We start from the raw sequence: 10,861 nt of genomic DNA, 5'->3' as shown, positions 1-10,861 counted from the left end.
GGCCCGCTGTTCAGCGTTGCCGCCGAACTGGACGCGCGCGTCACCGTGCTGCCGCATTCTTCCTACGCCACCGGCGCCATCCCGCACGGCCGCCGTGTCGAGGTGGTCGAGCGCGACGGCTTCATGACGCCGATGCGCACCGTGCTGGGCGAACGCATCCGCACCCGCGGTGTGCGCTTGACCGCAGTGCCGATGCGGCGCCCGCGCGAGCGTGCGAAGACCGTCTGCATGCTGCTCAACGGCATGATCAGCAACGGCCTGTTCCACATCGACTTCGCCGGCATGGTGGCCTTCTACAAGGCGCTGGACGCGCTGTGCGAGAAGCGCGGCGCGAAGCTGGTGCTGCGGCTGAAGCCCACCGCCTCGGGTGTCAACATGATCGCCGGTGCGCTGGGTGTGCCGGTCGAGGCCCTGGAGGCCGTGCTCAAGCCCTCGATCGAGGAGGTTGCCGCCGAGGCCGACCTGTGCGTGAGCTTTGGCCAGCCCACCACCGGCAGCATCAGCTTCCTGGCCAGCGGCTGCTACCTGCTGCACGCCTCGCGCACGCTGTGGCCGACCGACTATGCGTCGTCGCCGGCCTACTTCGCCGACGGCACCGTGGACTGCCTGTATGCCGACGAGGCGCTGCCGGAGATCGACGCGATGCTCGCCGACGACGAGCGCTTCGCGCTGCGCGCCCGGCGCCAGTTCGACGACTTCGAGCGCCGCCTGTCGCGCGGCAGCGGCTTCCTCTTCGATCCCGAGGGCGACTGAGGCGCCGCCGGCGCTTCAGGCCGCCAGCGCGGCGGGAAGCGTCTGGCCGGCCTCCTGGCGGGCCTGAGCGGCGTGCATCGCGGCGCCGCGCACACCGCCATCACGGCGGGCGGGCACGAAGTGCGGTGCCAGCCGGTCGTCGCCGATCAGCACCGGCACCGGCAGGCGCGCCGGGGTGGCGCTGCCGTGCGGCAGGGCCATCATCGTCACCACCACGGCCTGCACGGGCGGCGTGCCGCCGCCCTGCTGGCGCAGCCGCTGGGCCACGCTCTCGCGGTCGGTCACCAGGCGCAGTTCCTGCAGCTCCCAGCCGGCCTGCGCGGCAGCGGCCGGCAACTGCTGGGCCCAGCGCTGGCGCTGCCAGTCCTCGCCTGCCGCCACGGCCATGCGCAGCTGAAGCTTGGCGCCCATGCGCGCGGCGCGGCGCAGCTCGGCGAACAGCGGTGCGATCTCGGGCACGCCGTGCAGCGCGTCGTTCAGGCGGATGCCGTCGACCATGCTGTCGGCCAGCGGCAGGCGGCCTTGCGCATCGAGCTGGACCTCGTGGCCGAAGTTCAGCCAGCCGGGGATGCGCTCGCCGGCGGCGTCGATGTTCAGCACCTTCGCACGCTGGTCGAAGCGCTGCACGCGTTCGGACAGGTAGGTGCTCGACTGCTTGCCGCGCACGCTCCAGTTGCTGAAGGTCTTCGAGGCGTGGCTGCGGTAGTACTGCTCCTCGTCGGAGAGCTGGCCCTCGACGGCATACCACGGCGTGTGCTCCACCACGTAGGGCCGCCCCAGGCGCAACGCCCGGTCGTCGATGGAGAAGTCCGCCTTGGGCGGATAGAGCGCGAAGGTGGTGTCGATCGGCGCGGCGAACAATCCCGGGGCCACCGGGTGCTCCCAGAACTGGCTCTCCCACTTGCGCACGGTGTCGGCATCGGCGTAGCCGTCGGGCAGGTTGTCGATGCGCAGCGCCGGGCCCACCTTGCTGGCGTCGGGGTAGCGCCGCAGCGTCTCGTACAGGCGGCCGACCAGGTCGGCCGGGCAGGAGTCGGCCGGCACGATGTCGGAGTCGGTCAGCACGTACGGCGTGTCCAGCACCTCGTGCACGCGCTGCTGCCACAGCACGTAGGGGCCGTGGTTCTGCGGCAGGCGCAGCACGTTCACGCCGTCGGGCAGCGCGTCGTAGTACTGCAGCAGCGGCGGGTAGGTGGAGGCGTTGTCGAGGATGACGATCTTGCGCGTGCCGCCGGCACGCAGCCAGTCGATCAGCCGGACCATGGCCTCGTGGCGGTTGCGGTTGACGATGAAGACCGGGATGTCGCGCCAGTCGAGCGCGGACGCGGTGGCAGCGGGGCCACCGGCATCCAGGCGCAGGTGCTGCGCGCCGGATTCGACCAGCAGCCAGGCGGCGTCTTCCAGCGGCATGTCGCTGCGTCCGGCAGCCAGCACCAGCTGCACGTCTTGCCGGTGCAGGGCGAGGGCGAGCTTGGCATCCTGCGCGCCGCCGCCTTGCAGCGTCACCACCGGCTGGCGCGCGGTTCCGCCCTCCGCGGCGAAGCTGGCCACCAGACAGTCGAGGAAGCCCGGAGGGAAGTCGGCGGAGGCGTCGCAGCGGACGACGATGCGGCCGGTGGCCAGCCGCGCGGCGCGGTTGAAGCCCAGGTGGAGTGCTCCTGCCTGGCCGCGAGGATCGGCCAGCAGCCAATCGGCTTGCGTACGCACGGCCTCGGGCAGCGTGACGCCGCCGGCGCATACGCCGATGACTTCGAAGCGTTCGCGCGGCAGCGACTGCTTCGCGAGCGAGCGCAGTGCCGTGAGGCAACGGCCTGCAGCGTCCAGTTCGATCAGGACGCTGATGTCGAGGTCCGGCGGCGGGGTGGTATTCATCGGGCGACTCCGTGGCGGCAGCAGCGCCGGCAAGTTGCCGGACTTGAGCACAATCTACTGGCCGGCCGCCGCGTCGATCGGCGCATGAGCCACCGCTTTTCCGTCCAGTTACGAGGGCTTACCGGATGAAGTTCACCTTGTTCGCGGGGTCCACCCTGGCCGTGCTGCTCACCGGCTGCGCAGTCGCCCCCGCTCCCGCCCCCGACATCCACGGCACCTGGGTGATCGAGCAGGCGCGCGCCGAGCCCATCCTCGACAAGCGCCGCGCGCGCCTGGTGCTCGGCCGCGACGGCAGGCTGTCCGGCCACAACAGCTGCAACGCGATGAGCGGCTCGTTCACGCTGGAGGGTGACCGCATCCGCATCGGCCCGATCGCCACCACGCGCATGGCCTGCGCGGAACTGCAGCGCGAGCAGGAAGACCGCATCCTTACCGCGCTGGAGTTGGCCGTCACCGCGCGCGTGCGGCCCGACGGCCTGCTCGAGATCCGCGACGCCGACGGCCGCGGCCTGCTGCGCGCGACGCGCGAGCCGCAGTGACGCGGCTTCGCTACAGCGTTGCCAGGAACGCGTCGTAGCGCGCGCAGAAGGCGTCGGGCTGCTCGAAGTAGGGCAGCGCGCCGGCGTCCAGCACGTCGAAGCGCCAGTTCGGCCGGCCTTCGTAGAAGCGCTTGCCGCGATAGTCGACGAAGTCGCCGCGCCGGCCGTGCAGCATCCACACCGGCAGGGACAGGCTGTCGTAGACGCGGTGGATGTCGGCGCTGAACAGGCCGCCGGACAGGAAGTACAGCGGCGCATGCTTTGCCTCGGGTGGGCGGGTGATGGCCACGTCGTACTGCCAGAGGTCCTCGTCGATCTGGCGCGAGCCCCAGGTCTTCTCGAGGAAGAAGCGGATCACGCCCGGGCGCGTGAGGCCGCGGAACAGCGCCCCGCTCCACAGCGGCTGCGCCAGTGCGCGGTACAGGCCCGGCACGGCGCGGGTGCTGCCGGGGGGGGCCTGGCGCCGCGCGGTGCCGTTGAACCCCGTCGGGCTGACCAGGGCCAGGCTGCGAAAGCGCTGCGGCCGCTCGCTCGCGGCCCGCGCGGCGAACTCGCTGCCCAGCGAGACGGCCAGCACGTCCATCGGCCGCGGGCCATGGCGGCGCTGCACCTCGGCGGCGGCGGCGAGCACGGCGTCGGTCATCAGCCGCGGCGTGTAGACGCGGTCGCTGCGATCCGACAGGCCGAAGCCGGGCAGGTCGAGCGCATACACCGGCTTGCTCGCGCGGTAGCGATCGAACAGCGGCCGCACCTCGCGCGCCGAGCCGGCCGCGTTGACGCTGTGCACCATCAGCAGCGGGGTGCCCTGCGCGGCGGCGCCGGAAGGCACGCCGGCATAGACGCGGAGGCGGCCGGTGCCGGCTCCGTCGAGGTCGAAGGCATCGCCGTCCAGGGCGGGAAGCAGGGCGGTGGTGGGTTTCATGGCGCTTCGTCGAGAGGAATCTGCTCGACCATGGCCGACAGGGCCTCGATGGTATGGGCGCGGCGCGCGCGCGGGCTGGCCAGCTGCTGGCCCAGCGGGCCGTCGACCATCAGGCAGGCCAGCCCGTGAACCAGCGACCAATAGCCGGTGGCCAGCGCCTCGCTGGCTTGCGCGCCGTGCACCAGCGCCACCATGCGGCGCAGTTCGGCGTGCGCCGCCTCGCCCGCCGCCTGCGCCTCGGGGAAACGGGCCGGGTCGCACAGCTCGGGGCGGAACATGATGCGGAAGATGCCCGGGTGGTCGAGCGCGAAACCGACGTAGGCCGCGCCCGAGGCCACCAGTGTGGCCCGCCGGCCGGCCGCGGGCAGGCGTTCGTTGGGCTCGGCCAGGCGCCGCGCCAGCTCGGCGAAGCCGCGTGCCACCAGTTCGGCGAGGATGGCCTCGCGATCGGCGAAGTGGTGGTACGGCGCCTGGTGCGTGACGCCGGCCCGGCGCGCCACCTCGCGCAGGCTCAGCCCGGCCACGCCGCGCTCCTCGAGCAGCGTCTCGGCGGTGGCCAGGATGCGCTGGCGCAGGTCGGCGCCGGCATCGGCAGGGCGGGCCAGCGGGGCGGGTCGGGGCACGTGGGACGAGGTGGTTGGCTTGACAGTGTCTAGTCTAGCGCCTACGATCCACTAGACACTGTCTAGTCAACGTTTCACCCCCCTCCCACTCGCCCTCCCGAGGTCCCGCCATGCTGCTGGCTCCCGATCCCGTGTTCTCCGTGGCCAACGGCCTGGCGCTGACCGGCTGGCTGGCGCTGCTGCTGTCGCCCGCTGGATCGCGCCGCGCCCCCTGGGCGAGGCGTTATGCCGGCCGCCTGCTGCCCCTGGGGCTGGCCGTGCTCTACGTGGCGATGATCGCCACCCACTGGCGCGGCGAAGGGGGCTTCGGCTCGCTGGCCGAGGTGCGCACGCTGTTCGACGTGCCCGGCGCGCTTGCGGCCGGCTGGATCCACTACCTCGCCTTCGATCTCTTCGTCGGTGCCTGGGTTGCCGAGCGCGCCGGCGAACTGGCGATGCCGCATGCCGCGGTGGTGCCGCTGCTGCTGCTGACCTTCCTGTTCGGGCCGGCGGGGCTGCTGGGCTTCGTGCTCGTGCGCGCCTTGTGGCGGCGCGACTCCATTCACCTTCGCCCGCGGAGTGCCGCATGACCACGCTGCCGTTCGCCCGCCCCGCCGGCCCGCTTCTCACGCCGGCGCGCTGGCTGCATGAGTCGCTGCAGCGCCAGCGGGCCCTGACGCTGTTCGGCCTGGCCATGCTGGCGGCGATGCTGCCGCTGCTGGCGCTGCACGGCCTGGACGACCGCACCCTGCGCGGCGTGGGCGTGTGGGTCAAGCCGCTGAAGTTCCTCGCCTCCACCGGCGTGTTTGCGTTGACCACCGCCTGGTTCGTCGGCCTGCTGCCGCCCGCGCGGCGTCACGACGCCGTCGTGCGCGTGGTGGTCGCGACGCTGATCGGGACGGCGTCGTTCGAGAACGCCTACATCACCTGGCAGGCGGCGCTGGGCGAAGCGTCGCACTACAACTTCGCCGACCGCTTCCACGTCGCGATGTACCAGCTGATGGGCGCGGCTGCGGTACTGCTGACGCTGACCCAGCCGCTGCTGGCCTGGCACATCGTGCGCCATGCCCGTGCCGACATCGAACCGCTGTGGCGCCGCGCCGTGGTGCTGGGGCTGGTGCTGACCTTCGCGCTCGGCGCCGGCGCCGGCGCGATGCTCGGCCCCATCCAGCCGCCGGCGGGCAGCGGCCTGCCCTTGCTGGGCTGGCATGCGCTGGGCGACCTTCGCCCGGCGCACTTCCTCGGGCTGCACGCCCAGCAACTCGTGCCCTTGATCGGCCTGGCCCTGCTGCGCCTGCCGCGCGAGCGAGCCACGCGGCTGTTCGCCCTGGCGATCGTGCTGTACGTGGCCGCCTGGGCGGTGGCGATGGTGCTCGGACTGCAGGGCGCGGTGCTGCGTCCGCCGGTGCTGCCGCCGGCCTGAGTGCCCGCTTCGTGACGCGCTGCACATCTGGACACAGATGCAGCCGGCAGTGTAGGAAAAAGCCTGACACGCGCTGTGGACGAAAGTGGACTCAAGCCCTGGAGATGGGCTGATGTTCCAGCCCAGTCGTGCTGCTCACAATTCGTTCCATGCCGTCACGAAAGGCGGCTTTCGAAGCCAGTGACGAACGACCAAGAGCAACCGACACGGAGCCACGCAATGAACGCCGACCAGATCCTCACCGAAATCCGCGAAGCCAACCTGTCCTACCTGATGCTGGCTCAGAGCCTGATCCGCGCCGACCGCGAGCAGGCGCTGTACCGCCTGGGCATCAACGAGGACACCGCCTCGATGATCGCGCTGCTGACGCCGGCACAGATGATGAAGATCGCCGCCGGCAACACGCTGCTGTGCAAGTTCCGGATGGACGACGAGCTGGTCTGGGGCCTGCTCACCAATCACGGCCAGTCGGCCGCCAACGACACCACCAGCCGCCTGCACGCCGCCATCCTGATGGCCGGCCGTCACCAAGAGGCGGCCTGATCATGGCGCGCACCAAGTCGATCCTGACCGAAGCCAAGCAGATCGAGCGTGCCGTCACGCTGATCCACCTGGGTGCCCGCCTGCAGGTGCTGGAATCCGAGACGGACCTGTCGTACGAGCGCCTGCTGCGCCTGTACAAGGAGGTCTCCGGCAAGTCACCCAGCAAGGGCCAGCTGCCGTTCTCTACCGACTGGTTCATGACCTGGCAGCCGAACATCCACGCCAGCCTGTTCCTGAACATCCACGAGTACCTGAACAAGGTGGCCGAGCTCGACGAGATCGACACCGTCATCAAGGCCTACCAGCTCTACCAGGAGCAGACCACCGCCCAGGGGCTGGAGGCGCTGCTGTCGGTCACCCGCGCCTGGCGCCTGGTGAAGTTCGTCGACAACGGCATGCTCACCATGACGAAGTGCTCGAAATGCGGGGGCCACTACGTCACCCATCCGCACGAGATTGCGAAACACTACGTCTGTGGCCTGTGCAACCCGCCGGCCCGCGCCGGCAAGGGCAACGCCGCCGGCGCGATCCGGATGGACGCCCACTAAGGTTTTCCGGCGCCCTGCCGATAACAGGGCGCAAGATCTGTTTTTCTTGCTTGTCTCCTCCTGGCACGTCCCTAGTGCCTTCGAAGCGGATCCCTCGGGATCCGCTCTTTTCTTGGTGGGTCCGGAATCCCCGGCTTCTCCCGCTCAAGCCCCCCCGCAGCGCTGCCGATAAGAGGTCGAAGCCGTCCCGCTGATGGGCACGGCGCACCACCACGAAACAGCGCAAGTCATGTTCGTCATCATCGGTTGGGTCGTTGCGATGGGCTGCATCTTCGGCGCCTACATCGTGCACGGGGGCAACATGGGGGTCATCCTCAAGGCGCTGCCCACGGAGATGCTCGCCATCCTCGGCGGCGCCATCGGCGCCTTCGTGGTGAACAACCAGCCCAAGGTGCTGAAGGCCACCATCGGCGGCCTGGCCGGCGTGTTCAAGGGTTCCAAGTACACCAAGGCGCGATACATGGAGCTGCTGGCGCTGCTCTACGACATCCTGCAGAAGGCGCGCAAGGAAGGCCTGATGTCCATCGAGAAGGACGTCGAGGAGCCGCACAGCTCGGCGCTGTTCCAGAAGTACGCCACCGTCGGCAACGACCACCACGTGGTGGAGTTCGTGACGGATTACCTGCGCATGATGGTCTCGGGCAACCTCAATGCGCACGAGATCGAGTCGCTGATGGACAGCGAGATCGAGACCCACCACCACGAGGCCCATGCGCCTGCCGCCGCCGTGGCGCGGCTGGCCGGTGCGCTGCCGGCCTTCGGCATCGTGGCCGCGGTGCTCGGCGTGGTGAACACGATGGGCTCGGTCGGCCAGCCGCCAGCGGTGCTCGGCGGCATGATCGGCTCGGCCCTGGTCGGCACCTTCCTCGGCATTCTCCTCGCGTACGCCGTGGCCGAGCCGCTGGCCGGCCTGATGGAGCAGAAGGTCGACGAGGGCAGCAAGGAGCTGCAGTGCATCAAGACCACGCTGCTGGCCAGCATGCAGGGTTACGCCCCGCAGGTGGCGGTGGAGTTCGGCCGCAAGGTGCTGTACTCGACCGAGCGCCCGACCTTCTCCGAGCTCGAAGGCCATGTGAAGGGTAAGAAGTAAATGAAGCCCCTCGCCCGACGAGTACGTCGGCCGATCCCCCGAGGGGATGCGGGCCGGCTTGAGAGCGGCCCGGCGCTCGGCCCGCTAGGCCTCGGAGCGCGCCATGGCCGGTGACTCGAAGAAGCTCCAGCCGATCATCGTCAAGAAGATCAAGAAGGGCGGGCACGGACACCACGGCGGCGCCTGGAAGATCGCCTACGCCGACTTCGTCACGGCCATGATGGCCTTCTTCCTGCTGATGTGGCTGCTCGGCTCCACCACCGAGGGCGACAAGAAGGGCATTGCCGACTACTTTAACTCGCCGCTGAAGATCGCCATGTTCGGCGGCTCCGGCTCGGGCGACTCCTCCTCCATCATCAAGGGCGGTGGCGCCGATCTTTCGCGCAGCGGCGGGCAGGTCAAGCAGGGCGAGATCGACGCCAAGAAGCGCACCATCAACCTGCAGGCCCTGAAGGCCGAACAGCGCCGCGCCGAGATGGCCCGGCTGCAGGCCATCAAGGAGAAGGTGGAGGAAGTGCTGGCTTCCAACCCGAAGCTGGCCGCGCTGAAGTCGCAGATCCGACTGGACATGACGGCCGACGGGTTGCGCATCCAGATCGTCGACGAACTCAACCGGGCGATGTTCGACAGCGGCAGCGCGGTGGTGCAGCCGCACATGCGCGAGCTGCTGCGCGAGATCGGCTCGGTGCTGGCCGAAGTGCCCAACCGGCTGACGCTGGAGGGCCACACCGACGCCCAGCCGTTCGCCGCCGGCGAGCGCGGCTACAGCAACTGGGAGCTCTCCAGCGACCGCGCCAACGCCTCGCGGCGCGAGCTGGTGGCCGGCGGCATGCCCGACGATCACGTGCTGCGCGTGCAGGGCCTGGCCTCCAGCCAGCTGTTCGAGCCCGACGATCCGGCCAGCCCGGCCAACCGCCGCATCAGCATCATCGTGATGAACCGCGAAGCCGAAGACCGCATCCTGCGGCCCGCCGCGCCGCCCGAGCCGGAAGTCGCGGAACAACCCGTGATGGTCGATCACAAGGTGGTCGAGCCAGTCTCAACTTTCGTGCCGCCCGCCCGATAAACACCCGACCCCGTCCGCAACGAGGACCGACATGAGCAACCCCACCGACCTGAAATTCCTGATCGTCGACGACTTCTCCACCATGCGGCGCATCGTGCGTGGTCTGCTCAAGGAGATGGGCTGCAACAACGCCGAGGAGGCCGAAGACGGCGCCGCGGCGCTGAACATGCTCAAGAGCGCCAAGTTCGACTTCGTGGTCAGCGACATCAACATGCCGAACATGAACGGCTTCGAGCTGCTCACCGCGATCAAGAAGGACGAGTCGCTCAAGCACCTGCCGGTGCTGATGGTCACTGCCGAGGCGCGCAAGGAGGACATCGTGCGCGCCGCCCAGGAAGGTGCCGCCGGCTACATCGTGAAGCCGTTCACGAAGGCCACGCTGGAAGAGAAGGTGCAGAAGATCATGCAGAAGCTCGCCGCCACCGCCTGAACGGCCGCCGCCAACCAAGGGACCACAACATGAAGATGGACGACCTGTCGGACCTGGCGCCCCAGATGGCTGCCGGCGCCTCGCCCGAAGTGTTCCACCAGCTCGGCATGATCACCCGCCAGCTGCACGACACCCTGACCCAGCTCGGCGTGATGCCCAAGCTGCAGGTGGCGGCCGACGGCCTGCCCGATGCGCGCAGCCGGCTGAACTACATCGCCAACAAGACCAGCGACGCGGCCAACAAGGTGCTCAATTCGGTCGACCAGGCCAAGGCCGACCACGCGCACATCTCCAGCGAGACGCGGCGCATCGCCGAGGCGATCGTCAAGGATCCGGTGAAGGCCGTGGCCTCGGGTGCGGTGATGAACTTCGTCGGCGATGTCGAGGCGGCCACGGCGCGCATCGACGCGCACCTGACCGACATCATGATGGCGCAGGACTTCCACGACCTCACCGGCCAGGTGGTGGCCAAGGTGGTGTCGCTGGCCACCGAGCTGGAGGACAGCCTGGTCAAGCTGCTGGTGCAGGCCGCGCCGCCCGAGCAGGCACAGAAGGTGGAGTCGGCCGTGCTGCACGGCCCGGTGGTCAACCCCGAGGGCCGAACCGACGTGGTCAAGGACCAGGCCGAGGTCGACGACCTGCTGGCCAGCCTGGGCTTCTAGCCAACTCCCGCACACCCCGCACGGAGGGCCGCGATAAGCGGCCCTTTTGCCTTTCTGTTCCGCCTCAAGTTCCGGCACTCGCCCGGAACAATGGCCTGGCCCCCTATCCACGGGGCATCACGCCATGGCCGACCAGGACGCACAGGACCGCACTCTCCCAGCCTCAGCCCGCAAGCTGCAGAAAGCACGCGAGCAGGGCCAGGTGCCGCGCTCGCGCGACCTCGGCCACTTCGCCGCCATCGCGGTGGGTGGCGCGGTCGTGGTGGCCGCCATGCCCTGGGCCACCGGCTGGCTGAAGGTGCGCCTGGCCCAGGCGCTGCAGTTCGACTCGCGCAGCGTTGCCCGGCCCGAGGCGATGCTCGAGCGGCTGGCCGAGCTGACCGCCTCGATGATGTGGATGGTGCTGCCGCT

General features: G+C 69.7%; 14 protein-coding genes. 11 read left to right on the top strand and 3 right to left on the bottom strand.

Annotated features, from left to right (window positions below; all coding sequences use genetic code 11):
- On the top strand, positions 1–753 hold a 753-nt coding region (locus tag AB7U92_RS13160), incomplete at its 5' end, for a hypothetical protein (RefSeq protein ID WP_428577382.1).
- 15 nt (positions 754–768) lie between these two features.
- Here the strand turns inward: AB7U92_RS13160 and AB7U92_RS13155 are convergent.
- Positions 769–2,625 (bottom strand): glycosyltransferase family 2 protein, encoded by a 1,857-nt coding sequence (locus AB7U92_RS13155; RefSeq protein ID WP_428577379.1) that lies wholly within the window; start codon positions 2,623–2,625, stop codon positions 769–771.
- Between the two features lie 125 nt (positions 2,626–2,750).
- On the opposite strand from AB7U92_RS13155, the gene AB7U92_RS13150 reads away from it, so the two are divergent.
- Positions 2,751–3,164: an META domain-containing protein gene (locus tag AB7U92_RS13150; RefSeq protein WP_428577376.1), complete on the top strand. Its 414-nt coding sequence runs from the start codon at positions 2,751–2,753 to the stop codon at positions 3,162–3,164.
- 10 nt (positions 3,165–3,174) lie between these two features.
- On the opposite strand, the gene AB7U92_RS13145 is transcribed toward AB7U92_RS13150, so the two are convergent.
- Positions 3,175–4,086 carry an alpha/beta fold hydrolase gene (locus AB7U92_RS13145; protein WP_428577374.1) on the bottom strand — a complete coding sequence of 304 codons (912 nt, stop codon included), beginning with the start codon at positions 4,084–4,086 and terminating at the stop codon, positions 3,175–3,177.
- Positions 4,083–4,709: a TetR/AcrR family transcriptional regulator gene (locus AB7U92_RS13140; protein ID WP_428577371.1), complete on the bottom strand. Its 627-nt coding sequence runs from the start codon at positions 4,707–4,709 to the stop codon at positions 4,083–4,085. The genes AB7U92_RS13145 and AB7U92_RS13140 overlap by 4 nt, the downstream gene beginning before the upstream one ends.
- Before the next feature lie 110 nt (positions 4,710–4,819).
- On the opposite strand from AB7U92_RS13140, the gene AB7U92_RS13135 reads away from it, so the two are divergent.
- From AB7U92_RS13135 to AB7U92_RS13095, 9 genes are all read left to right on the top strand, one after another.
- Positions 4,820–5,278 carry an ABA4-like family protein gene (locus AB7U92_RS13135; protein ID WP_428577368.1) on the top strand — a complete coding sequence of 153 codons (459 nt, stop codon included), beginning with the start codon at positions 4,820–4,822 and terminating at the stop codon, positions 5,276–5,278.
- Entirely contained in the window at positions 5,275–6,111 is an 837-nt protein-coding gene (locus AB7U92_RS13130) for a hypothetical protein (RefSeq protein ID WP_428577365.1), read from the top strand. Before AB7U92_RS13135 ends, AB7U92_RS13130 begins: the two co-directional genes overlap by 4 nt.
- Positions 6,112–6,330: 219 nt before the next feature.
- The gene (gene flhD, locus AB7U92_RS13125) at positions 6,331–6,654 is read left to right on the top strand and encodes a flagellar transcriptional regulator FlhD (RefSeq protein ID WP_428577362.1); all 324 of its coding nucleotides are present in this window, start codon (positions 6,331–6,333) and stop codon (positions 6,652–6,654) included.
- A gap of 2 nt (positions 6,655–6,656) precedes the next feature.
- Complete coding sequence (gene flhC, locus AB7U92_RS13120; RefSeq protein ID WP_428577359.1) at positions 6,657–7,202, top strand: flagellar transcriptional regulator FlhC; 546 nt, start codon at positions 6,657–6,659, stop codon at positions 7,200–7,202.
- A 229-nt stretch (positions 7,203–7,431) separates the two neighbouring features.
- Complete coding sequence (gene motA, locus AB7U92_RS13115) at positions 7,432–8,292, top strand: flagellar motor stator protein MotA (RefSeq protein ID WP_428577357.1); 861 nt, start codon at positions 7,432–7,434, stop codon at positions 8,290–8,292.
- 103 nt (positions 8,293–8,395) lie between these two features.
- A complete protein-coding gene (gene motB, locus AB7U92_RS13110; RefSeq protein ID WP_428577354.1) occupies positions 8,396–9,358 on the top strand; it encodes a flagellar motor protein MotB in 963 nt (320 codons plus the stop codon).
- A gap of 31 nt (positions 9,359–9,389) precedes the next feature.
- Complete coding sequence (gene cheY, locus AB7U92_RS13105) at positions 9,390–9,788, top strand: chemotaxis response regulator CheY (RefSeq protein ID WP_428577351.1); 399 nt, start codon at positions 9,390–9,392, stop codon at positions 9,786–9,788.
- Between the two features lie 29 nt (positions 9,789–9,817).
- Positions 9,818–10,450 (top strand): protein phosphatase CheZ, encoded by a 633-nt coding sequence (locus tag AB7U92_RS13100; protein ID WP_428577348.1) that lies wholly within the window; start codon positions 9,818–9,820, stop codon positions 10,448–10,450.
- Between the two features lie 124 nt (positions 10,451–10,574).
- A partial coding sequence (locus tag AB7U92_RS13095; RefSeq protein WP_428577345.1) for an EscU/YscU/HrcU family type III secretion system export apparatus switch protein occupies positions 10,575–10,861 on the top strand: 287 nt, incomplete at its 3' end.

The sequence above is a fragment of the Piscinibacter sp. genome (assembly GCF_050175855.1).
In the GTDB taxonomy this organism is placed as follows: domain Bacteria; phylum Pseudomonadota; class Gammaproteobacteria; order Burkholderiales; family Burkholderiaceae_C; genus Piscinibacter.
The sequence above is the reverse complement of the archived record's forward strand: the minus strand, read 5'-3'. Positions and strand labels throughout refer to the sequence as shown.